The following is a 23,133-nucleotide window of genomic DNA, read 5'->3' as shown; positions in this document are numbered from 1 at the left end:
CTAGCGGGACACCCCGATCCGACCGAAGTCGGTACCTGTGGCACCATGGCGGGGTGACCGGGCAGTTCCTCTTCTCCCGGACGTTCACGCTCGCCGGTGGTCCCGTGCGCCCCGTCGAGTGGGCGCTCGCGATGATGGAGAAGGCCAACGAGGCCGGCGACTGGGACGTCACGCTCTGGACGGGCAGCTTCGGCTTCCCCGGCGGCACCGTGGCGTGGAACACCTTCGTCGACTCCCGGGCCCACCTCACCGAGCAGATCGGCAAGGTGGCCGGTCACCAGGGCTTCCTCCAGGCCGCGGAGATCGGCCAGGAGTTCGCCACCGCACCCTTCGAGGACAGCCTCCGGGCGGTGGTGCACCTCACGTCGCCCGAAGCCGTCGCCCGTCCACCCATCGGCGCCGTGGTCGAGCTCGTCACGGCCCTCCCCGCACCCGGCCAGATCCAGACCGTGCGGGCCTGGGGGGTCGAGGTCGCCGAGCTCTACGCCGCCATCACCGGCGCCCCCGTCACGTTCCTCACCGACGCCTACGGCCCCCTGGGACAGGTCACCTGGCGAGCGGTGCACGCCGACCCTGCCGCCGTCGATGCAGCGGCGGACGCCAGGGACGCCCACCGCGACTACCAGGACGCCATCGACGACGCCGCCAAGATGTTCCTGCCGGCCAGCATCATCCGCACCGCGATGGTGCGGGTCGGCTGATCAGCCCCGGCGCTCGGCGAAGAAGGTGGTGAGCAGGGCGGCGGCCTCGTCGGCGCGCACGCCGGCGGTGATGGGCACCTCGTGGTTGAGGCGGGGGTCGGCGCAGAGGTTGTAGAGCGAGCCGGTCGCGCCCGCCTTCAGGTCGGGGGCACCGAACACGAGGCGACCGAGCCGGGCGGAGACGGCGGCGCCGGCGCACATGGCGCACGGCTCGAGGCTGACCACGAGGGTGGCGTCGTCGAGGCGCCAGCGACCGAGGGCCGCGGCGGCGTCGCGGAGCGCCAGCACCTCCGCGTGGGCCGTGGGATCCGCGGCCGCCTCCCGCTCGTTGTGGCGCCGCGCCACGACCTCGCCATCGACGAGCACCACGGCTCCGACAGGGACATCGCCATGCGCCGGCGCAGCGTGGGCCTCCTCCAGGGCGAGGCCCATCGCCTCGTGGTCGTCCATCGGGCCGAACCTAACCCGGACGCGCCGAGCGGGGCGGCCGGGGCCGCCCCGCTCGGGACCGCACGTCGCAGATGTTCAGCGGGCGAAGCTGGCACCCTCCAGCGAGAGGAAGCACTGGGCATCGCTGAACTCAATCTCTGCCTCGACCTCGGTGGTGCCATCGGGCTCGATGATGAGGCGCCCGTTGGCGGCGCCGCACAGGTCCACCTGGATGTAGACGAGCTTCGTCGGCCGCAGTCCCACCGGGAGGATGAACAGCTCCGCGCTGGTTCCGTTGGCGATGGCACCGCTCAGCTGCACCGCGCCACCCACGAGCGTCGCCCGCGGCTTGCGGGTGTGGTACGGCTGGCCGGTCCACCCGTTGGTGAGGGTGAGCAGGCCCGCGCTCGGTGGGTTGAGCACGAAGTGCGCACCGTCGAGGGAGGTGAAGCACTGGGCGTCGGCGAAGCCGTCGTCGGTCTGCACGGTCACGGTGCCGCTCGGGGTGATGCGCAGGCGGCCGTCGGACGCCCCACAGAGGTCGACCGGGACGAACACGGTGGCGGCGGGCCGCATCCCCGCGGGCAGCACGAAGGGCCGATTGCTGGCCCCGGCGGTCGAGATGGCGCCGCTGAAATGGATGACGCCACCGATGTTGGCGACCCTGGCCGGTCGGGTGCTGGACGGACCGCCGACCCAGCCGTTGAGGAGGGTGAGGTCGGTCTGGCCGGCCGGGGCCAGCGTGAACGACGCACCCTCGAGGGAGGTGAAGCACTGCGCGTCGGAGAAGGGTCCTTCGCTGTCCACCTCCACCGTGCCGTTCGGGCGGATGAGCAGGCGGCCATTGGTGGCGCTGCACAGGGTGACCGGGATGAAGACCCGCTTCGACGGGCGCATGCCCGGCGGCAGCACGAACGCGACCGGGTCCGTTCCGGCCGTCTCGATCGCCCCCTTGAAGCGGACGACGCCGTTGGACACCGACACCTTGGCCGCGTTCGACCCGCTGCCGTAGTTGCTCCAACCGTTGAGGAGGGCCAGCGTCGTGAAGGCCTCCGCGTCGGCGGCCTCCTGGCGGGGCGCGGCCGTGGCCGTGGAGGAGGTCGAGCCGGCGATGCCGGCCACCAGTGCGAGGGCGACGACGAGTCGGAGTAGGCGTCGTCGGTGGGCAGGTCGGAGCATGGAGCGTGGTCTCTTTCGTGGGGTCCGGTGCCGAGGCGCCGGAGGGTCGGGTCGTCGCCTCGGACGGGCGTCGCCCGTGCAGTCTCCCGTCTTCCCGCCCGGCGGTCCTGAGTAGTCGCTACTCAATCTGGAAGGCCGACGGCCACGCGCTCCCCGTCGCGGGCGGCGGTCTCCGTGCCCCAGCGCACGTCGACGAGGTGCAGTATCGTGACAGGTCAATCACTGTTCGCTAGTTCGACATCGCTTGTGGGGGTTCATGGCGGGGGTGGCGCTGCGACGCCGGATGGGACGGGCTGCGTCGTCGGCCCGGCGGGCCGCGCTCCGGGCGCCCTGCCTGGCGCCCTACGCCAACCTGTACCTCGGCCCGCAGGGCGAGGTCCGCGCCTGTTGCGCCAACTCGAACTACCTCGGCAACATCCGGGTCCAACGCCTCACCGAGATCTGGGACGGGGTGCAGCAACGGGAGCTGCGGCGCCGGCTCCGGGAGGGTGATTTCTCCCACGGTTGCAGCTACTGCGCCTGGGAGAAGGACCAGGGCATCGCGATGTACGCCCGGGTGTACGACACGCTGCGGGTGCGGTCGGCGGCGCCGCCCTTCCCGACCCGCATCGAGTTCGCCCTCACCAATGCGTGCAACCTCCAGTGCACGATGTGCAACGGCGAGAACTCGTCGGCCATCCGCATCCACCGCGAGGGGCGTCGTCCCTCGCCGCCCGCCTACGGCGACGAGTTCTTCGACGATCTGGCGACCTTCATCCCCCACCTCGACGGGGCGAGCTTCGTCGGGGGCGAGCCGTTTCTCGGGGCGGAGAACTTCCGCGCGTGGGACCTCTTCGCCGAGCACAACCCGGGGGCCGAGATCGGGATCACCACGAACGGCACGCAGTGGAGCAAGCGGGTCGAGCAGGTGCTGGAGACGCTCGCTCCCGGCGTCACCGTGTCGATCGACGGCATGACGAAGGGGACCTTCGAGTCCATCCGTCAGGGCGCGGATTTCGAGACGGTGCTGACCAACCTCGACCGGTTCGTCGAGTACGGGCGCCGCAGCGGCAAGCGGGTCAACATCTCGCACTGCCTCATGCCCGACAACTACGAGGAGTTCGGCGACCTGCTCCTGCACGCCGAGGAGCGCGACGTCCACGTCCACGTCGCCGTGGTCACGACCCCGGCCTCGCAGTCCCTCGAGCGGCTGTCGCGCGACCAGCTCCACGTCGTGGCCGCCTCGCTCGACGAGCAGGCCCGGCGGGTGCTGCCGCGGCTGGGGGCCCACAACGCCGGGGTGCTCGAGGCGCAGATCCGGCGGATCGAGGTGGCACTGGCGGCCGACGGGTCGGTCGCTCCGGCCCCAGAGATCGATGCGGAGACCATCGTCGGGTTCCCTCGTCGGCGTGAAGGCGGTGAACACGGCGCTGACGAGCAGGTGGCGGTGGCGGCGGACGGGAGTCAGATCGACGGCGTCGTCGGCACGCTCGAGGTGGGCGCCAACGACATCGTGCTCGACTGCTCGCCGGCGCTCGCCGCCTGGCTCGAGATCGAGCCTGCGGAGCTGATCGGCGTGCACCTCGGTCACCTCGACTCGGCGGTCCACCGCCGGTTCGGCGCCTTGAGCGGCGACCGGCGACGCACGATCGAGACCGACGTCGTGGAGCGCACCTTCCGGGCCGGGGACACCGCGGTGCGGTCGGTGGCGGTGCCCCTGCGGGACGAAGCGGGCTGGATCCGTCACGTCACCGTCACCGTGAGCGAGACCCTGCCTCCCTGAGGTGAGCGGCCGCCCCCGGTGCGCGGTCAGGCCGCCGGCGGGCGCCACCCGGGGTCGCGGCCGGTGAAGGCGATCAGCTGGTCCTGGGGGGAGGCGTCCGGGGCGACGTCGACCTTCGGGCCGTAGTGGCCGCTGCTGCGGAGCATCTCGTCCATCGGCTGCATCCCGACGAGCATCTCGCGGGCGATGGTGGCGTCGAGGCGGACGTCGTCGCCGGCGCCGACGGCGGTGGCGAGGTCCCAGGTGTGGACGAGGACGTCGCCGGTCACGAGCATGTCGATGGCGGCCTCGACGGTCATCTCGCCGGGAGGGCCGGCGTCGAAGGTGCGGGCCGCGACCTCCGCGTCGTCGAGCGCGCCCTGGAGTGCGCCGGCGAACGCGTCCCACGCTGGGGCGAGGGCGTCGTCACCCGCGGCCTCGTCCGGCGGCGCCGGCAGGTCGAGCCCGCTGCGCCCCAGCACGCTGGGCACCCAGGACAGGAGGTGGACGACCACGTCCCGGGCCACCCAGCCCTCGCAGGGGGCGGGGCGGCCCCAAGAGTCGCCGGGCACCGAGTGCACGAGGTCGCCGAACGCGCCGGCCACCCGCCGGAAGCGCTCGGCGGGCGTGTCGGCGACGGCGACCAGGTCGTCGAGGCGGTCGAAGGTCTGCTGCATCCCGCCCTCCATCCCGCTGTCGACGTGACCGTCCCGGTTGGCCTTCGACGAGTGCTGCACGAGGGTGGTGAGGGTGGTGACCCCGTCGGCCTCGGTGAGGGTCATGGTGTTGAGCGACGCAGCGTCGGGGTAGCCCTCGAACACCTCGGTGCTGACGATGCGCTCACCGGGGTCGATGGCCTGGTACTCGCCGTGCCAGGCCAGTTCCTCGCCGTCGGCCTCCCCGCCGACCATGCGGCAGACGTAGCGCCAGGCGCCGCCGGGGCGGAGGTCGACCTCGCAGGCGACGAGGGGGCAGTACCCGGGGCCCCACCAGCGCAGCAGGTGGCGAGGGGTGGTGAGCAGCTCCCACACGAGGCTGCGGGGTGCCTCGAAGGAGCGGGTGATGAGGATCTCGGTGTCGGACGGGAGCTCGACGGTGGCCGAGCCGTGGCGGGTGGCCATCAGCGGTCTCCTTCAGGTTCGTCGTGGTCGTGGTGGTCGTCTGGTGCGGGGTGCTGGAGGTCGTCGAGGTAGGTGTCGAGGCGGTCGTAGCGCTCGTTCACGTCGGCGGTGAGGCGGTCGAGCCAGCTCATCAGGGGCGCCAGGGCATCCCGGTCGAGCCGGTAGATGCGGGCCCGGCCGTCGGGCCGGCACTGGACGGCGCCCGCCTCCCGCAGCACGCCGAGGTGCTTCGACACGTGCGGCTGGGGTCGGTCGAGCAGGGCCACCAGTTCGCTGACCGTGGCCTCCCGGGTGGCGAGCGCCTCGAGGATGCGCCGGCGGGAGGGGTCGCCGATCGCGCTGAACACGTCGGTCGCCACCGCGTTGGGAGCCATGGCGACGACTATCGCATACTGATATCGGTATGTAAAGTTCTTACATCACTATCGGCCGGGTGAGCATCGAGCAAGGTCACCCGAGACGATCAGGACCTCGCGCTGGCCTGGCTGCGCCAGCACGACGAGCGGGAGTACTCGTTCGTCGACGCCAGGAGCTTCGCGGTCATGCGCCGCCGGCGCCTCCGGGACGCCTTCGCCTTCGTCGAGCTCCGCCCCTGAGCGGGGTCAGACCCGCACGACGGCGAGCCCGCGGATGTCCACGTAGTCGTCGTCCTGGGTCACGACGGGGACCCCCAGGGCGAGTGCGGTCGCCGCGATCCACGAATCGTTGACCGGCATGCGCTGCTTGCTGTCGCGGAGGAGGAGGCGCAGCCTCGCCCACGACTCCGCCACCCGATCGTCGATCGGCACGGGATCGAGGGCCAGGGCCTCGGTCAGTGTGTCGAGGCGCCGGCTGCGGGTCTCGATGTCGCCCGCGGCGAGCACGCCGGCGCGGAGCTCGCCGATGGTGACGACCGAGACCCCGAGCTCGTCGGGCAGGGCGGCGTGGTCCAACGGGCGCCCCGACTCCCGGGCGATGAAGACCGAGGTGTCGGCTAGCCCCCTGCTCACAGCGGTGGGAGGTCGTCCGTGGTCTCGGGCGCCAGCTCCCGGAGCTCGGCTGCGAGTGCCGGGTCGGCCTGACGAGGGACGAACCGACGAACGAATTCGTCGCGGGACAGCCATTGTGGACGCCGGGCGATCGGCTCGAGGACGGCCACTGCTCGGCCGTCGACGGTGATGGTCACGGACTCGCCGGCCTCGACGCGGTCGAGCAGTCCGCGCGTGTTGTTGCGCAGCTCCCGGGAGGCGACCTCGGACATGCGACGACCGTAGCACATATGCGACGCACCGACGAGGTCCGGTCAGAGCGTTCAGCGGAACGCCGTGACCCGGGCGCGGACGGTGTCGCCGGCGACGGGGTTGGCCACGGAGCGGGCGGTCACGTCGACCCTGTGGCGCGCGCCGGTGGGCACGCCGGGGTCGGCGGTGATCTTCACCTGGAGCACTGCGGCGGCGCCCGGCTCGAGCGGGCCGGTGGTGAACGTGGCCGCCTCGACCTGGCTCGTGACGTCGACGCCGAGGTGCTTGTACTGCACCGTGTAGCCCGGTCGGCCGGCGTCACGGCCGGCCACCGTCAGCGAGTCGACGGCGGTGCGGTCGTTCTGCAGGCGCACGAGGAACGACCGGCTCCCCCCGGCGGCGATCGGACTCGCTGCCTTCTGCGCCTGGGTCGGGTTCACGGCGTAGACGTCGTCGCCCACGAAGCGCCGGGTGGCGGCGGTGGCGATGGCTGCGTCCGACCGGGGCGCCGGATCGCACGTCGTCAGCACCGAAAGCTCGTTGCGAACGCCCAAGGAGTCGAGGTCGTCGCTCACCGCGATAACGCGCCCGTCCACCGAAAGGTCCTCGACGCGGGGCGACTCGTGCGCGGTCGATGTCAGCGGGGTGACGGTGCCGCGGGCCACGTCGTGGGAGAAGAGCTCGATGTCTCCGGTCGGGTTGGTGCCGACGAGGTCGGCGGAGGTCCGCATGATCACGTGGGTGGCGTCGTCGGAGAGGGTGCCCGTGGGCCCGATGGACGACCGCAGGACGGTCGATCCGGTGTCGAGGTCGTGGACGTACGTGGTGTAGCGGTGCTGCGGGTTCAGCCCCTCGACATCCTCCAAGGAGTCGTAGGTGAATCGATGGCCGTCGGCGAGGAGGTGCGGGTTCCACGAGCCACGCACGCCCTCGGTGACCTGGCGAAGGTGGTTGCCGGGGGCTGAGGGGTCGAAGAGGAACACCTGGTCCTCGTGCAGGCTGTTTTGCCCGGTCAGGTCGTCCCTCGAGACGAACAGGAGGCGGTGCCGGTCCGGGAAGACCGACACCGATCCCGCACCCCACGAGTCGATCACCAGCTCACCGGGGCTGGTCCCGTCGCTGAGGAAGATCCCCCCGTCCCCGGTGACGAAGTCGGCGCCTGCGAAAGCCACCTGGGTGCCGTCCGGGGTGACTCGAAGCCCGCCGTAGTTGCCGTTGTAGCCGTCGGTCAGTGCCGAGGTGAGGCCCGTCGCACGATCGTGGGCGAGGACCTGGCTCACCGTCACGGTTCCGCCGCGGGTGCTGAACGAGTAGCCGCGGCTGAACACGACTCGTCTGCCGCCGTTGGACACCGCCACCGACTGGACCGAGCGGTCCGACGGCGAGGGGACCTGGGTCAGGGCCGCCGTGGCGATGTCGTAGACGAACACCTCCTGGCTCCCGTCCGGGTTCGCCCCGGTGAGGTCGTGGTCGGAGATGAAGGCGACCACCGATCCGTCTGCGGCCACGTCGACGCCCCCTCGGTCGTACCACCCGGACACCGCTGGTGCGACGGGTGTGCTCGTGCACTGGTCGAGCGTCGGTGTGTCGCCGGCCGCCGCCGGGACCTCCACCAAGGCGGCCGCCAGCGCCGCCAGGGCGATCCCGCTCACGAGACCGCGCAACATCGGAGAACCCCTCCCGGTTCGCGTCACCGAGCGACTCGGCGAGATCGACGTCCGGACGATTCCACGATCACTCCCACCAGACGGGTGGGGGCAGTGGGCCCGCCCACGACGCCCAGGCCGAGGGATCGCCGGCGAGCCCGTGTAGTGCCGTGATCGCGGCCAGCCGGGTGATCGGCGCCGCCCCGCCGGCTGTGAGCTCGGGGAACGACGGTCCGAGCATGGTCTGGAGCATCGCCGCCAGGGCTTCGTGGGTGACGGTCTCTTGGGGGCGGAGGTTGCCGTCTGGATCCGGCCCGACGATCCCGGCCGCCGTGGCCCACCGCACCGAGGTGTGGCCATCCTCGTCGAGGTCGTAGGGGAGGTCGGCGTAGGCGGCCGGCCTCGTTTCGGCGGGTCGGCCGGCGAGGACCCAGAGCGCCCGCACGGCGGCGAGGCGGCTCAGCTCGGTCTCGGGGTCCAGGTACTCCTCGCAGATGGCGGTGCGGGGGCCGCCGACGCACTGGAGGCGGGCCTCGACGAGTCCGTAGAAGCGGGCCCAGTCGGCGGCCTCGATGTCGGGCTCGGCGGGCACGTCCTCGTAACCGGCGGCGGGCCAGCCGCCAGGCTCATGGCGCACGACGCTGCCCCATCGCGGGCGGGTGGCCCACAGGCTGCCGTCCGAGCCGACTGTGATGGCACCGAGGTCGGCGCCGCTGCCGAAGGTCGTGGTCCGCAGCGCCATCGTGATCCGGACGATCGTGCCGCCGGTGCGACTCACCCACATCGCCTGGTCGGGACCGGCCGCGACGTCGACGGGTCGTGCGCCGTCATCCGGGGGTAGAGCGACCTCGCTGTAGCTGCCGTCGAGGGCCAACCTCCCGATCCGCCTCGTCCCGCGTGACGGCAACCAGAGGGCGCCGTCCGGACCGGTCGCGATGCCGGTGTCGAGCGTTGCCCCGGGCGCGGGCGGAGGGATCGGCGTGGGCAGCGTCGTGATGGTGCCGGTCTCGACGTCGATGCGCCCCACCCGTTGGTTGCCGGACGAGCGGAACCACGGCGCGCCGTCCGGGCCGATGGTGATGCCGGTGGGCCGGTCGACCTCCGGGTTCCTGAGGGTCTCGATGGTGCCGGTGGCGGGGTCCAAACGGCCGATCCGATTGTTGTTCCTGCTCGTGAACCACACGTCGCCGTCGGGGCCCGTGACCAGGTCGGTCGGGCGGTCCACCTTGCCGGCGGGATCGGCGATGGTGGTGATGGCGCCGGTGGTCGGATCGATGCGGCCGATGCGGTCGTTGCGCGCGCTGGCGAACCACATGGAGCCGTCGGGCCCCGCGGTGATGCCCTGCGGGGCATCCACCTCGTGCTCGGCGTCCGCGTACATCGTGTACCGGCCGCTCGGCGAGATCCGCCCGATGCGGTCGTCGCCGCCGCTGGTGATCCAGACCGCGGCGCGGGGGCCGGCGGCGACGCCGACGGGGCCGTTCGGCGAGTTGTCGTCATCGACGATGGCGGTGGCCGTACCTCGGGCATCGACGCGGCCGAGCGCCGCGGTGCCCGGCCGGACGTACCACACGCTCCCGTCGGGGGCGGCTGCGAGGCGGCCCACGTCGCCGGCGCCGGCCAGGGGCGTGGTCACGGAGACGCTGCCGGTGCCCATGTCGAGGTGTCCGAGGCGAGGGTCTCCGGGATACTGGCAGTACACCGTCGGGACCGCACAGGTCTCGTCGCCGCCTGCGCTGTACCACAGGCGCCCGAGCGACCGGACGATCGACACCGGGTTCGGGAAGCCGGCATCTCGAAAGGCCAGGGTGCCGGTGGCAGGGTCGAGCCGTCCGATCCGCCCCCGACCCGGGACGGTGAACCACAACGCGCCCCGGGCCCAGACGAGATCGCCGGCGGGAGACGCCCCGATCCGGAAGTACCGGAAGGTCCGGGTCGTTGGATCGAGCCGGCCGATGGCCGGCGTCTGCCCTCGGCCGGGCGTCGTGGTGAACCACACCCCACCGTCGCCGCCGCGGGTGAGCTCGAGCGGGGCGGCCCGTCCCGCGGGCGTGGCGACGGGCTGCGTCGCACCGGTGCGGGGATCGATGCGGATGATGGAGCGGGGCGCCCTCGACACCCAGACCCCCTGATCCGAACCGGTGACGAGGTCGATCAGGATCCCGTCCAGGCTCGGGGCGACCTCATCGACCTGCCCGTCGGGTGCCACCCTCCACACGGCGTTGATGGTCGAGCCGAACCAGCTGCTGAAGCCGACGAGCCCCCACACCTGGCCGTCGGGGCCGGCCGTCACCCGCTCCAGCGACCGGAGGGCGAACGCCGTCTGGGGGAGCCTCGTGTTGGTCACCGTCCCGCCGAGCGACACCCGGGAGACGCTGTCGTCGTAGGTGGCCACCCAGATGTTCCCGTCCGGTCCCGAAGTCAGGTCGCGCGGCGGCCCCATGTGCCCGCCGGGGTGCGACACGACGGTGTGGTCGCCGGGATCGGCCGCGGCCGGCGACGGTACGGCCAGGAAGGCCACCGCCACGGCGACCGCGAGGACGGCAATGAGGGCAGGCGTGATCGTCGTCACGACCATCCCGCCGGTGGCCCGTCGTCCCCGCATGGCCCCTCCCCGGCGCGTCCGCCGTGAACGCGCTGCGACCTCGTCGGCCGGCTTGGCGGAGGGGGTGGGATTCGAACCCACGGTGAGTTTCCCCACACACGCTTTCCAAGCGTGCCGATTCGGCCGCTCTCGCACCCCTCCCGGAATGCTGGTCCTGCTGGTGGAACGTGCTCGCCCCCCGAGTGTGACGGCCAGGCGATCTGCGGCACACGGCGAGATCCGCTGAGAGCTGCTGCCTTCCGGCCCTGACCCGGTTCACGGGTCGCCATTGCACAGGACCCGGCCGCCACACTCGAAGGGCGAGCGGGGACAGGATAGCGGTTCGCCCCGACGTCCGGGTCCGCCGGACGCCAGCCGATCCGCGGATCGGTAGAGTCGGCGCGATGGCCCACCAAGCGCTCTACCGCCGCTACCGCCCGCAGCGGTTCAGCGAGGTCCGGGGCCAGGAAGCGGTCGTCCGGGCGCTCCGCAACGCCGTCGCGGAGGACCGCGTCAGCCACGCCTACCTCTTCAGCGGGCCCCGGGGGACGGGCAAGACGTCGACCGCCCGCATCCTGGCCAAGGCCCTCAACTGCACGAACGTCACCGACGGCGAGCCCTGCGGCGAGTGCGACTCGTGCCTCGCCATCGAGGCGGGCACGTCGATGGACGTCCACGAGCTCGACGCCGCCTCCAACAACGGCGTCGACGCCGTGCGCGACCTCATCAACCGGGCCGCCATCGGCACGCCGGGTCGGACCAAGGTGTACATCCTCGACGAGGTCCACATGCTCTCGACGGCGGCGTCCAACGCCCTGTTGAAGACTCTCGAGGAGCCGCCGGGCCACGTGGTGTTCATCCTCGCCACGACGGACCCGCAGAAGGTGCTGCCCACCATCAAGAGCCGCACCCAGCACCTGCCCTTCGGGCTGCTCGACGCCGACGAGCTGGCCGAGCACCTCACGTGGGTGGTGGGCGACGCCGGCCTCGACGTCACCGACGAGGCCCTCCAGCAGGTCCTGCGAGAGGGTGCCGGATCGGCGCGCGACACGCTGTCGGCCCTCGACCGGGTGGCCGCAGGTGGCGGCGTGGCGGAGGGCATGGAATCGGTCGACGCCCTCGTCGACGCCCTGGCCGAACGGGACACCGGCGCCGCCCTGCTCGGCATCGCCGCCGACGTGCGCCGTGGGCGCGACCCCCGCCTGGTGGGCGAGGGCCTCCTGGGCCGCTTGCGCGACGTGTTCCTCGCCTCGATGGGAGCCGACCTCGGCCATCTGCCCGACGGCGACCGAGCGGTGGTCGACGGCTACGCCAAGCGCATGGGCGCGCCGGCGGTCACCCGAGCCCTCGAGGTGCTGGGCGAGGCGCTGGTCGAGATGCGCCAGGCCCCCGATCCCCGCATCCCCCTCGAAGTCGCCCTGGTGCGCCTCACCCGGGTCGACACCGACACCTCGGTGGCCGCGCTGGCCGAGCGCCTCGACCGCCTCGAGCGCGGCGGCGTGGTGGCGGCGGCTCCCGCGGCGGCGCCGGCCCCTGCCGCTGCCCCGGCTCCGGACGCCACGGACAGTGCGGCGCCACGCTCCTCGGCGCCGGCCGCCTCCTCTCCCCCTGCCCCTGTCCCTGCCCCCGAGCCCGAGTCCTCCGACGCACCGGCCGTGGGCGCCGCGGGCGCGGCACCCGCCGACGCCGCCCGCGAGATCCTCCGCCGCGCCGAGCGCTCGGCGGGGGTGGGCAGCGCGCCCCGCCAGCAGAGCGCCCCCGCTCCCGCCCCGCCCCCTCCGGCGCCCGCTCCCGCCGCCGCGGCACCGGCGTCGTCCGCGCCGACGGGCCCGTCGGCCTCGCGCCCCGCCCTCGGCGCCCGCAACCGCACGGCCCCCGAAGCGGCGCCGGCCACGCCGCCCGCGGCGTCCGACGCCGAGCCGGCCACCACCCCCGCGGCGCCGGCCCCCGCACCGTCCGCCCCGGCACCCGCCGCCGACGGCGCCCCGGACCTCGCCGCCATCGTGGCGGTCTGGGAGGACGGCCTGCTGCCCAAGCTCGCCCCCGCGGCCAAGGCCCGCTTCCGCGGCGGCCGCTTCGCCGGTGTCGAGGGCGGCACCGCCGTCTTCGCCCTGCCCAACGACATGCACCGCCAGCGCTGCGACGAGTACCGGCCCGACGTCGAGGCCGTCCTCGCCGCCCACTTCGGCCAGCCGGTGGCGCTGCGCCTCATCGTCGACGCCGACGTGGTCGAGGCCGCGCTGGCCGCCGGGCCCGCCGGCGCCGGCGCACCCGCCGGCGCCCCGCCCCATGGCGCCGCCGCGGTCGACGACGGGCCCGAGGACGAGGAGTCCATCGACCCCGCCGAGCTGGTCGACGCCACCGGCGAGGACCAGAGCGCGGTGGAGAAGCTCGCCGAGGCCTTCGGCGCCGTGGAAGTCATCGAGGAGGAACCCTCGTGATCGAGAGGCTGCGCCGCGGAGCGGTGCAGCGCAACACACGATGGTCGGATCCCGAAGGGGCGCCGACGGAGGAGGCGCAAGCGATATGAGCGACGACCCGCAGGTCCCGGCCGTGCCCGACGGGGTGTCCGGCCCCGACGAGGATGCCGGCGGTCTCGGCATCCCCGGTCTCAGCGGGATGCCCGACCTCGGGGGCCTCTTCGAGCAGGCCGCCCGCATGCAGGAGCAGATGATGGCGGCGCAGCAGGCGCTCGAGGCCACCGTCATCGAGGGCCAGTCCGGCGGCGGCGCCGTGAAGATCACCGTGACCGGGGCCATGGAGTTCGAGGACGTCCGCATCGCGCCGGGCGTCATCGACCCCGACGACCCCGAGATGTTGGCCGACCTCGTCCTCGCCGCCCTGCGCGACGTCACGTCCCAGGTGCAGGACCTCCAGCGCGGCTCGATCGGCGGCCTCGACCTGGGCGACGTGAACCTCGGGGGCCTGGGTGGCCTCGGGGGCGCCCTCGGGGAGACCTGAGTGGCGGGTGTCTACGCCGGCCCGGTCCAGGACCTCATCGACGAGCTCGGACGCCTGCCCGGCGTGGGGCCGAAGTCGGCCCAGCGCATCGCGTTCCACCTGCTGAAGCTGCCCAAGCAGGACGCCCTGCGGCTGGCCCGGGTCATCGTCGAGGCCAAGGAGCGGGTGGCGTTCTGCGACACCTGCTTCAACATCGCCGAGGGCACCGAGTGCGGCATCTGCGCCGACCCCCGGCGCGACGCCGCCGTCCTGTGCGTGGTGGAGGAGCCCCGAGACCTCGTGGCCGTCGAGCGCACCGGCGAGTTCAAGGGCCGCTACCACGTCCTCCAGGGCGCCATCAGCCCCATCGAGGGCATCGGCCCCGACCAGCTGCGGGTGCAGGAGCTCCTGGCCCGCCTCGGCGACGGGGTGGTGAAGGAGGTCATCCTCTGCACCAACCCGAACATCGAGGGCGAGGCCACCGCCATGTACCTGAGCCGCCTGCTCACCCCGCTCGGCCTCGACGTCACCCGCATCGCCCGCGGCCTGCCCATGGGCGGCGACCTGGAGTACGCCGACGAGCTCACCCTCGGCCAGGCCCTCGAAGGCCGCCGGGCGCTCTAGCGACCCAAAACGAAAAAAGGACTGAGACGCCGCCCCGGTGAGCGGGGCGCGGGCGGACTTGACCCGCTCACCGGAGACGGCACCTCAGCGATTCGCAACCGAGCCGAAGGGGGGAGGGTGCTCCTCTGGACGTCGTTGTCCTCGGGTGCGTGGCTCGATCTCGAACGTTGCGGTCACATTACGATTATTGCGAACCCGCGTCAAGTGTTACGGCCAAGAAATCTGCCCCGAAACGACCGATCAGTGGACGTGGGGGGTGGCGAGGGGTCGTTCGGGTGGGGTGGCGGGGGAGGTGGCCTCGGCCTGGGACTCCGACAGCGCCGGCTTGGCGGTGGTCTTCACCCAGTCCCGGATGAGGGTGTCGAGCTGCTGGCCGGAGACCTGCTCGGCCAGCGTCGTGAAGTTGCGGGTGGTCACCCGCACGCTGTTCGGCTGCGCCGCCCACTGCTCGATGAGGGTGAAGAAGTCGGCGTCGCCGATCTCGAGGCGCAGGGCGTGCAGCGCCATGGCCCCTCGGTAGTAGACCGGGCTGGCGAACAGGTTGGCGGGCCCCGGGTCGCCGATGTTCAGCCGCCAGAAGCCGTTGCCGGCGGGGATGGCGTAGAAGCTGTCGAAGATCTCCTGCACCGTCGGGCCGCCGTCGTGCTCCGCCCAGAGCCACTCGGCGTAGGTGGCGAAACCCTCGTTCAGCCAGATGTGCTTCCACATCGGCAGCGCCCGCTTGTCGCCGTACCACTGGTGGGCGAGCTCGTGGGCGACGACCGACTCGCCCTCGTCGGCGGAGGCGAAGAACTCGGGGGCGTAGATCGGCCGGGTCTGGTTCTCCAGGGCGAAGCCGAGGTCGCGCAGGTCATCGACGATGGCGCCGCTGTCGGCGAAGGGGTAGTCGCCGAAGTTGCCGGCCAGGAACGAGACGATCTCGGGCTGGCGGTCGAGGACGCCCTGGGCCACCTCGCCGAACGACGGCGGGCCTTCGGCCTCGGTGATCACCACCCAGTCGTTCTCGTTGGCGCCGCTGCTCTGCGGGGCGCCGGGGACGGTCCACCCGTCCATGGCGTCGCCGTCGGCCTCGAAGGAGGTCGTGCCCTCGCCGGTCGACACCTCGATGTCGTCGACGGCCACGCCCCGCGTCTGGACGGAGTCGTCGCTGGCGTAGGAGATGGCGACCTGGGCGGTCGTGCCGGCGAAGGCGCCGAGGTCGACGGACCACTGCTCCCAGCCGTCGGAGTGGCCGCTGACCGCGTGCCAGTCACCCGTGGTGCCCGACGGTGCACAGCCACCGTCGCCCGAGTCGGTCTGGTAGTGGGTGAGGAAGGGGTGCAGGCCGAGCCAGTACGGGCACGACGAGCCGGTGTCCTGGTCGGTGTGGCCGTTGCCGTCGGGCAACGTCGTCCAGTCGCGCTGGCCCACGTGGCGAGCCTCGACGAAGACGTGGTCCCAGCTCGACTCGGTGTCCCGGTCGATCCAGAAGGTCATGGTGGCGCCTTCCGCGGGCACCGCGATGTTGCGGCGCAGGCGCTTGAAGCTGTCCTGGGCCGCCTGGGAGAAGGCGAACTGCGTGCCGGTGTGGGGGGCGATGCCGGCGGAGATGTCGGGGTCGAGCGCGTCGACGTAGTCGACGCCGTCGGGGCGGCCGCCGGCGTCGTGGTACTCGTCGAGCACGAACTCGCCCACGTTGACGGTGGCGAGGTAGGTGGCCATGGGCGCCGGCGCCGACCACACCCAGCGGGTCTCGCCGGCCGCGGTGTCGTGGCTCACGAGCGCGCCGTTGGCCACCGCCTCGAGGCCCTCGGGCACGGTCATGGCGATGTCGAAGGCGGCCTTGTCGCGGGGATGGTCGTTGGCGGGGAACCAGGTGGAGGCCACGTGGGGCTGGCCCACGACGAGCACGCCGTCGTCGGTCGGGATCCAGCCGCTGCCCTCGTCGATGCCGCTCTGGGCGATCGGGACCCCGCTGTAGGTCACCACGGTCTGGAAGTGGGTGCGCACGGGGATGCCGGCGGCGGGCAGCACCCGCAGCTCGCCGTTGCTCCGGTTGAACGTCGCGGGTGTGCCGTCGACGGTGATCGACGAGATGTCGAGCCCGTCGAAGTCCAGGTTGAAGCGGGACAGGTTCTGGGTGGAGCGAGCGTCGATGGTGGCGACTCCCTCGAGCACGTCGGTGGCCGGGTCGTAGGCCAGCTCGAGCCCGTAGTGCGAGACGTCGTAGCCGCCGTTGCCGTCCTTCGGGAAGTACGGGTCGCCGATGCCGTTGGCGCCGGGGGCGAAACCGGCGGCCTCGGGCGCCGGTGCCTCCTGTGCCGCGGCCACGCCGAGGCTGCCCACCAGGAGCACCACCACCAGCGTCACGGTCGTGGTCACCTTCGTCGTGCTGCGTCGCATCCCTCACCTGTCCCTCGTCCGGGGCTCCGCCGGGCCGCCGCTGGTGGGCCCGACGCTACCGCGCCCCCGGGAAGGCGGGACATCGACGGTTCGATCGACGGGTCAGTTGACCATGGGGTTGGACGGATACAGCGCGTACCGGGCCAGGGGACCGGGCTGGCGGGCCAGCACGTCGCGCCACAGGCGGCTCGGGCGGCGCACGAAGGGGTCGGCCGGGAATGGGTCGACGACGAACCACGACCCCTCGTCGATCTCGGCCTCGAGCTGGCCACCGCCCCACCCCGCGTAGCCGGCGAAGCAGCGCACCTCGATCCCAGGGTGCACGACGTCGGGGTCGCCGTCGAGGTCGACCAGGCTGATGCCCGGCACCGCGGTCGGCGTCAGCACGGGATCGTCCGGGTCGGGCGTGTCGCCGGCCGCGAGGCAGATCACCGCGCTGGGTTGCACGGGGCCACCGAGGAACATGGCCCCCGGCGCCGCCGCTCGGGGCGCCCACCGGTCGAGGACCTCGCCGAGAGGCAGCTCACTCGGCCGGTTCAACACCAGGCCCAACGCACCGTCGGCGCCGTGCTCGACGAGGAGGACCACCGTCCGGTCGAAGTTCGGGTCGGTGAGCACAGGCGAGGCCACCAGCAGGCGCCCGCGCAGGGTGCGGAGCCCCAGATCGGCGTCGGCCGCCTCGTCCCACTCCTCCCGTTCCGACGCCATGGCCCCAAGTGTGGCCCCGTCGCGGCGGCGCCGCTCGTCGCTTCCCGGGGTCGTGTCCGAGACGCCTCAGGAGCGGAGGCCGTGGATGGGCCCGTCCGTGTCGCGGAGGCGGGGGACGACGCGCCCGGTCTGGCAGGCGATGATCTCGGCGCAGATGGCGACGGCGGTCTCCTCGGGCGTCCGGGCACCGAGGTCGAGGCCGATGGGGGCGAGCAGACGGGCCAGACCCTCGTCGGTGACGCCGGCCTCGCGCAGGCGCCGGGCCCGATCCTCGGTGGTGCGCCGTGATCCCATCGCCCCGAGGTAGCCGACGTCGGTGGTCAGGGCCGCCACGACGGCGGGGACGTCGAACTTGGCGTCGTGGGTCAGCACGCACACGGCGTCCCGGGGCCCGAGGTCGCCGCCGACCTCGGCGAGGTGGCGGTCAGGCCAGTCCACGATCACCTCGTCGGCCTCCGGGAAGCGGGCGCGCGTGGCGAAGGCCGGGCGGGCGTCGCAGACCGTGACCCGGAAGCCGAGGACCTTGGCCACGCGCGCCAGGGCGGCGCTGAAGTCGACCGCGCCGAAGATGATCAGCCGCGGCGGCGGGACGAAGGCCTCGTGGAAGACCCGGTGGGCGTCACCCTCGAGCCGGCCGCCGTCCCCGTAGCGCCGGACGCTCGTCGCGCCCGAGGTCACCGCGGCCGACGCATCGCGGCGAACGGCCCGCTCGAGCTGGTCGTCGGTCCACCCGGTGGCGGTCACCTGGAGGCCGTCGCCCTCCTCGGGCGCGACCACCAGCACCTTGGCGCCGGCCTGGTCGCCGTCGATGGCGGTCGCCAGCACGGCCGGGCGTCCGGCGGTGATGGCGGCGGCGAGCTGGTCGAACAAGGTGTCGGGCACGGCTACCAGTCGAACGGCTCGACGAAGAGGTGGATGGTGCCCCCGCAGGTGAGGCCCACCGCGAACGCCTCGTCGTCGGAGTAGCCGTAGGTCTCGATGCGCCGCTCGCCCGTCTCGAGCACCTCGAGCGCGGTGGCCACGACCGCCCCCTCCACACAACCGCCGGACACCGAGCCCGCCACCTCGCCGTCCTCGGACACCGCCATGGCGGCGCCGGCGGGGCGCGGGCTCGAGCCGTCGACGTCGACGACGCGCGCGATCGCGACGCGACGGCCCTGCCCGCGCCAGCGGCGCAGATCGTCGAGGATGTCGTTCACGGGCCCATCATGGCGGGCCGGGCGAACGGCGGGCGCAGGTGGCCGGGACTAGAGGGTCTTGACGATGATGCCGTCGCCCTGGCCGCCGCCGCCGCAGAGCGCGGCCGCGCCGACGCCGCCGCCGCGACGCTGGAGCTCGTTGAGCACGGTGAGCGCAACGCGGGTGCCGGACATGCCGACCGGGTGGCCGATGGCGATGGCGCCGCCGTTCACGTTGGTGACGTCGCCGGTGATGCCGAGGTCGGCCATGGACTGCACGCCGACGGCGGCGAAGGCCTCGTTCAGCTCGAACAGGTCGATGTCCGAGATGGCCATGTCGACCCGGGCGGCCGCGGCCTGGATGGCGCGTGCCGGCTGGCTGAGCAGCGACGGGTCGGGGCCGGCCACCTGGCCGTAGCTGACGATCTCGCCGAGCGGCGTGATGCCCAGCTCCTCGGCCTTGGCCTTCGAGGTGACGATCACCGCGGCGCCGCCGTCGGAGATCTGCGAGGCGTTGCCGGCGGTGATGTTGCCGGCCTTGTCGAACGCGGGGCGCAGGCCGCCGAGGGACTCGACGGTGGTGTCACCGCGGACGCCCTCGTCGGTGGTGACCACGACGGGGTCGCCCTTGCGCTGCGGCACCTCGACGGGAACGATCTCGTCGTCGAACTTGCCGTCCTTGGCGGCCCGGGCGGCCCGCTCGTGGGAGGCGGCGGCGAGCTCGTCCTGCGGGCCGCGCTCGAGGCCGGCGGACGCCGCGTACTTCTCGGTGCCGGCGCCCATGGCCACCTGGTCGAAGGCGCAGAAGAGGCCGTCGTACATCATCGAGTCGACGACGCTCTTGTCGCCGAGGCGGTAGCCCTGGCGGGCGCCGGGAAGGAGGTACGGGGCGTTGGTCATCGACTCCATACCGCCGGCCACGACGATGTCGGCCTCGCCGGACTGGACCATGAGGTCGGCGAGGTGGATCGCGTTGAGGCCCGAGAGGCACACCTTGTTGATGGTGGTGGCGGGCACCGACATCGGGATGCCGGCGTTCACCCCGGCCTGGCGGGCGGTGATCTGACCGGCGCCGGCCTGGAGCACGTGGCCCATGATCACGTAGTCGACCTGCTCGGGCGACAGGCCGGCCTTCTCGAGGGCGGCCTTGATGGCGAACCCGCCGAGGTCGGTGGCGGCGAACGACGCGAGTGCGCCCGAGAGCTTGCCGACGGGCGTGCGTGCCCCAGTGAGAATGACAGAACCAGCCATGGGTGGATTCCTCCCGGTGCCTCGTGCAGGCTTCGTGGTGGGCGCGAGTGTACGGGCCGGGTTCTCGCGAAAGAAACTGGCGGCGGGCCCGTCAGGCGGGGTCGGTGTCGCTGCGGTCGACCGCGCTCTGCACGGCGCGACCGATGGCGTTGCGCACGATGTCGGGCAGCGGGTCGGTGTCGACGGCCGGTGCCAGCGGCGCCTCGGGCGCGGCCACCCTCCCCTCGGCGGCGAGGGGCGTGGGGTCGGCGGAACGGTGGTCGCCGAACAGGTCGTCGAGGCGGCCGGTGGCCGGTGGGGCACCGGGCCAGCCCGGGGGCACGGGGGGCTCGGCGGCGGCGGGTGCATCCTCGGCGTCCTCGGTGAGATCGAGGACCACGTCGTCGCCGGCGCCAGTGAGGTCGACCCGGGGGGCGACCGGCGTCTCGGTCTCGGTCTCGGTCTCGGTCTGGGGCTCTGGCTCGAGGTCGGGAGCCGGGGCGGCTGGCGAGGGCTCGGGGAACTTGGCCAGGGTGGCGCCGAGGTCGCCGTGGGCCGCCACCAGGCGGGCGCGGAGCGCGGCCTCGGTGCCGGCGGCGAGATCCAGGCGGCGCTCGGCGTCGGCCAGGAGCTCCTCGCGGCGGGCCGTGGCCTCCGCGTCGGCGCGGGCGGACTCGGCTTCGAGCTCGGCCCGGCGGGCCAGGGCCTCGACCTCGGCATCTCGGAGGATGGCCGCGGCGCGCTGGTCGGCCTCGGCCAGCACGGCGTCGGCGGCGATGCGGGCCTCGGTGAGGCGGCGCTCGGCCTGCTCGAGGGCGAGTGCCGCGGCCGCGGCGCGCTCGGTGGCGGCCCGATCGGTGTCGACGTGTACCTGGGCGGCGTACTCGTCGGCCTCGGCCCGCAGGCGCGAGGCGTACCCCTCGGCGTCGGCCCGCAGCACCGCGACGTCGCGTTCGGCGGCCTGGCGCACGAGTGCCGCCTGCACCTCGGCGTCGCGGCGCAGGTCGGCCACCTCCCGCTCGGCGCGCTGGCGGGTGATGGCTGCCTCGACCTCGGCCTCGTGGCGCAGCTGGGCCACGGACGCGTGGGCCGTGCGCAAGACGTCGGCCACTTCGCTGCCGAGGCGCTGGAAGTCGTCCCCACCCGGCGCCGGGTCGACCGCGGCGGGCTCGACGGCGGGGGCGGGCTCGGGCGCCACCTCGACCACGAGGGGGGCCGTCGGTTCCGGGGTGCGGTCCAGGGAGAAAAGGGCGCCGCCACCCTCGGTGGTGGCGCCGGGGACACGCACGGGCAGCTCGGCCGGCCCGGCGGCGGCCTTCTCGGCTTCGTCGGCGCGCTGGTGGAGGTCCCGGTAGCTCTTGGCCACCTCTCCCAGGAAGCGGTCGACTTCGACCTTGTCGTAGCCGCGGCGGGAGACCTTGAAGATGTGCTGTTCGATGTCCTCAGGGGTGAGTGCCATCGCCGGTACCTCGCTTGCCGTGTGGTGCGGACGAAGAACCGCTCAAGTTGCGGTCCCGATCCGTCGACCACTCAGCGTAGCGCGCGAGTGCTCTCCGTGGTAGGGCCGCGCCCGCACGAATCGGCCCCGCCCCGATCGGCCCGCTACCTTCGGCCCCCATGGACAAGATCCTTGAAGCCATCCAGGCGGGCGCCTCCGGCGACGAGATCGCCGCCCTCCCGCTCCCCGACTCCTACCGGGCCGCCCTCGTCAAGAAGGACGAGATGGCGATGTGGGAGGGGGTGGCGTCGGAGGACAAGGACCCCCGCCAGTCCCTCCACGTCGAAGAGGTCGCCCGCCCCGAACTGGCCCCTGACGAGGCCTACGTGGCCGTGATGGCCTCGTCCATCAACTTCAACACCGTCTGGACCTCCATCTTCGAGCCGCTGCCCACCTTCGGCTTCCTCTCGCGCCTCGGCAAGGAGAGCCAGTGGGGCGCCCGCCACGACCTGCCCTACCACGTGGTCGGCTCGGACGCCTCGGGCGTCGTGCTCCAGGTGGGCTCCGCGGTGCGCAACTGGAAGCCGGGCGACAAGGTCACCGTCCACTGCAACCACGTGGACGACCAGGACCCGTCGGCCCACGACGACTCCATGTTGGCCACCAACCAGCGCATCTGGGGCTTCGAGACCAACTTCGGCGGCCTGGCCGACCTCGCCGTGGTCAAGGCCAACCAGCTCATGCCGAAGCCCAAGCACCTCACGTGGGAAGAGGCGGCCTGCAACGGCCTGACCAACTCCACCAGCTACCGCATGCTGGTCAGCCCGAACGCGGTGCAGATGCGCCAGGGCGACGCGGTGCTCATCTGGGGCGCGGTCGGTGGCCTCGGTGGCTACGCCGTGCAGTACGTCCTCAACGGCGGCGGCACCCCCGTCGGCGTCGTGTCGTCGCCCGAGAAGGCCGAGCTGCTGCACGAGCTCGGGTGCGAGCACACCATCGACCGCAAGGCGGCGGGCTACAAGTTCTGGAAGGACGAGCACACCCAGGACGAGGCCGAGTGGCGCCGGCTGGGCAAGGACATCCGCGGCCTCATCGGCCGTGACGTCGACATCGTGTTCGAGCACCCCGGCCGGCAGACCTTCGGCGCGTCCGTCTTCGTCACCGCCCGCGGCGGCACCATCGTCACCTGCGCCGCCACCAGCGGCTACATGATCGAGTACGACAACCGCCACCTCTGGATGAAGCTGAAGCGCATCGTCAGCTCCCACTTCGCCAACTACAAGGAGTCGTGGGAGGCCAACCGCCTCATCTCCGAGGGCAAGGTCCAGCCCATCCTCTCGGCGGTGTACCCCCTGAGCGAGGTCGGCGAGGCCGCCTACCAGGTCCACCACAACCTCCACGAGGGAAAGATCGGGGTGCTGTGCCTCGCCCCCGAGGAGGGCCTCGGCATCGACGACCCCGAGTTCCGCGAGAAGGTCGGCGAGGACAAGATCACCCTGTTCCGCCGCCACGGCGCCTAAGGAGGACGAGACAGATGGCAATCCAAGCCCGCATGCCCGGTGAGCAGGCCCAGCAGCAGGAGTCGGGTCAGGGCACCGGCCCGCTGCTCACCGAGATCGACCACGTCGCCATCGCCGTGAACGACCTCGGGGCGGCCATCGACTACTACCGCGGGACCTTCGGCGCCACCGTCGAGCACCGCGAGGTGGTCGACAGCGACGGCGTGGAGGAGGCGCTCCTCGCCGTGGCCGAGTCCTACATCCAGCTGCTCACCCCCACCCGCGACGACTCGCCGGTGGCCAAGTACCTGGAGAAGAAGGGCGAGGGCCTGCACCACATCGGCTACCGCGTGGCCGACTGCGGCGTGGCCCTCCAGGCTGTGAAGGACGCCGGCGGCCGGGTCATCGACGAGGCCCCCCGACCGGGCTCGCGAGGCACGACGGTGGCGTTCGTCCACCCGAAGACGGCCTTCGGCACCCTGATCGAGCTGGTCCAGGAGTAGGGGAGGGGAC

The 23,133-nt window shown here is 72.8% G+C and carries 21 protein-coding genes, 1 tRNA gene and 1 other RNA gene; 7 read left to right on the top strand and 16 right to left on the bottom strand.

The window, feature by feature from the left end; genetic code table 11:
• The first annotated feature begins 53 nt into the window (after window positions 1-53).
• Window positions 54-701: a hypothetical protein gene (locus tag JNK12_23705; protein ID MBL8778953.1), complete on the top strand. Its 648-nt coding sequence runs from the start codon at window positions 54-56 to the stop codon at window positions 699-701.
• Here the strand turns inward: JNK12_23705 and JNK12_23700 are convergent, their stop codons facing one another.
• Together JNK12_23700 and JNK12_23695 are read right to left on the bottom strand one after the other, a co-directional pair.
• Window positions 702-1,151 (bottom strand): nucleoside deaminase, encoded by a 450-nt coding sequence (locus JNK12_23700; GenBank protein ID MBL8778952.1) that lies wholly within the window; start codon window positions 1,149-1,151, stop codon window positions 702-704.
• A 75-nt stretch (window positions 1,152-1,226) separates the two neighbouring features.
• Entirely contained in the window at window positions 1,227-2,309 is a 1,083-nt protein-coding gene (locus JNK12_23695) for a hypothetical protein (protein MBL8778951.1), read from the bottom strand.
• A gap of 283 nt (window positions 2,310-2,592) precedes the next feature.
• On the opposite strand from JNK12_23695, the gene JNK12_23690 reads away from it, so the two are divergent.
• Window positions 2,593-4,071, top strand: coding sequence for a radical SAM protein (locus JNK12_23690; GenBank protein MBL8778950.1), 1,479 nt, complete (start codon window positions 2,593-2,595; stop codon window positions 4,069-4,071).
• A gap of 26 nt (window positions 4,072-4,097) precedes the next feature.
• Here JNK12_23690 and JNK12_23685 read toward each other — a convergent pair whose 3' ends face one another.
• From JNK12_23685 to ffs, 8 genes are all read right to left on the bottom strand, one after another.
• Window positions 4,098-5,171, bottom strand: coding sequence for a TIGR03086 family protein (locus tag JNK12_23685; protein MBL8778949.1), 1,074 nt, complete (start codon window positions 5,169-5,171; stop codon window positions 4,098-4,100).
• Entirely contained in the window at window positions 5,171-5,545 is a 375-nt protein-coding gene (locus JNK12_23680; protein ID MBL8778948.1) for a winged helix-turn-helix transcriptional regulator, read from the bottom strand. The genes JNK12_23685 and JNK12_23680 overlap by 1 nt, the downstream gene beginning before the upstream one ends.
• Window positions 5,546-5,773: 228 nt before the next feature.
• Window positions 5,774-6,274, bottom strand: a complete 501-nt coding sequence (locus JNK12_23675; GenBank protein ID MBL8778947.1) for a type II toxin-antitoxin system VapC family toxin — start codon at window positions 6,272-6,274, stop codon at window positions 5,774-5,776.
• Window positions 6,157-6,411 (bottom strand): type II toxin-antitoxin system prevent-host-death family antitoxin, encoded by a 255-nt coding sequence (locus JNK12_23670; protein ID MBL8778946.1) that lies wholly within the window; start codon window positions 6,409-6,411, stop codon window positions 6,157-6,159. The genes JNK12_23675 and JNK12_23670 overlap by 118 nt, the downstream gene beginning before the upstream one ends.
• 51 nt (window positions 6,412-6,462) lie before the next feature.
• Window positions 6,463-8,058, bottom strand: coding sequence for a hypothetical protein (locus JNK12_23665; GenBank protein ID MBL8778945.1), 1,596 nt, complete (start codon window positions 8,056-8,058; stop codon window positions 6,463-6,465).
• Window positions 8,059-8,125: 67 nt separating this feature from the next.
• Window positions 8,126-10,642, bottom strand: a complete 2,517-nt coding sequence (locus JNK12_23660; GenBank protein MBL8778944.1) for an SMP-30/gluconolactonase/LRE family protein — start codon at window positions 10,640-10,642, stop codon at window positions 8,126-8,128.
• 53 nt (window positions 10,643-10,695) lie between these two features.
• Window positions 10,696-10,783: transfer RNA gene (locus tag JNK12_23655), tRNA-Ser, on the bottom strand.
• Window positions 10,784-10,828: 45 nt separating this feature from the next.
• Window positions 10,829-10,927: signal recognition particle sRNA small type (gene ffs, locus JNK12_23650), an RNA gene on the bottom strand.
• A 98-nt stretch (window positions 10,928-11,025) separates the two neighbouring features.
• On the opposite strand from ffs, the gene dnaX reads away from it, so the two are divergent.
• From dnaX to recR, 3 genes are all read left to right on the top strand, one after another.
• Window positions 11,026-13,062, top strand: coding sequence for a DNA polymerase III subunit gamma/tau (dnaX, locus tag JNK12_23645; GenBank protein ID MBL8778943.1), 2,037 nt, complete (start codon window positions 11,026-11,028; stop codon window positions 13,060-13,062).
• An 85-nt stretch (window positions 13,063-13,147) separates the two neighbouring features.
• Window positions 13,148-13,582 carry a YbaB/EbfC family nucleoid-associated protein gene (locus tag JNK12_23640; protein ID MBL8778942.1) on the top strand — a complete coding sequence of 145 codons (435 nt, stop codon included), beginning with the start codon at window positions 13,148-13,150 and terminating at the stop codon, window positions 13,580-13,582.
• Entirely contained in the window at window positions 13,583-14,185 is a 603-nt protein-coding gene (recR, locus tag JNK12_23635) for a recombination protein RecR (GenBank protein MBL8778941.1), read from the top strand. It abuts the gene before it with no gap.
• Between the two features lie 240 nt (window positions 14,186-14,425).
• Here recR and JNK12_23630 read toward each other — a convergent pair whose 3' ends face one another.
• The 6 genes from JNK12_23630 to JNK12_23605 form a co-directional block, all read right to left on the bottom strand.
• Window positions 14,426-16,567, bottom strand: coding sequence for an immune inhibitor A (locus tag JNK12_23630; protein ID MBL8778940.1), 2,142 nt, complete (start codon window positions 16,565-16,567; stop codon window positions 14,426-14,428).
• A 102-nt stretch (window positions 16,568-16,669) separates the two neighbouring features.
• Window positions 16,670-17,275: a YqgE/AlgH family protein gene (locus JNK12_23625; GenBank protein MBL8778939.1), complete on the bottom strand. Its 606-nt coding sequence runs from the start codon at window positions 17,273-17,275 to the stop codon at window positions 16,670-16,672.
• A 66-nt stretch (window positions 17,276-17,341) separates the two neighbouring features.
• Window positions 17,342-18,157 (bottom strand): XdhC family protein, encoded by an 816-nt coding sequence (locus tag JNK12_23620; GenBank protein MBL8778938.1) that lies wholly within the window; start codon window positions 18,155-18,157, stop codon window positions 17,342-17,344.
• A gap of 2 nt (window positions 18,158-18,159) precedes the next feature.
• Entirely contained in the window at window positions 18,160-18,474 is a 315-nt protein-coding gene (locus JNK12_23615; GenBank protein ID MBL8778937.1) for an XdhC family protein, read from the bottom strand.
• Between the two features lie 48 nt (window positions 18,475-18,522).
• On the bottom strand, window positions 18,523-19,704 hold the full coding sequence (locus tag JNK12_23610; GenBank protein ID MBL8778936.1) for an acetyl-CoA C-acetyltransferase: 1,182 nt from the start codon (window positions 19,702-19,704) through the stop codon (window positions 18,523-18,525).
• A gap of 91 nt (window positions 19,705-19,795) precedes the next feature.
• Window positions 19,796-21,142, bottom strand: a complete 1,347-nt coding sequence (locus JNK12_23605; protein MBL8778935.1) for a DivIVA domain-containing protein — start codon at window positions 21,140-21,142, stop codon at window positions 19,796-19,798.
• Between the two features lie 158 nt (window positions 21,143-21,300).
• Here JNK12_23605 and ccrA point away from each other — a divergent pair, with 158 nt between their 5' ends.
• Both ccrA and mce read left to right on the top strand, forming a co-directional pair.
• Window positions 21,301-22,641, top strand: a complete 1,341-nt coding sequence (gene ccrA / locus JNK12_23600; protein ID MBL8778934.1) for a crotonyl-CoA carboxylase/reductase — start codon at window positions 21,301-21,303, stop codon at window positions 22,639-22,641.
• 32 nt (window positions 22,642-22,673) lie between these two features.
• Entirely contained in the window at window positions 22,674-23,123 is a 450-nt protein-coding gene (mce, locus tag JNK12_23595) for a methylmalonyl-CoA epimerase (GenBank protein ID MBL8778933.1), read from the top strand.
• Window positions 23,124-23,133: the final 10 nt, after the last annotated feature.

This window comes from Acidimicrobiales bacterium (genome assembly GCA_016794585.1).
Lineage (GTDB): Bacteria > Actinomycetota > Acidimicrobiia > Acidimicrobiales > DATDAH01 > JAEUJM01.
Note: the sequence above shows the minus strand (reverse complement) of the source record. Positions and strands in the feature narration are given on the sequence as shown.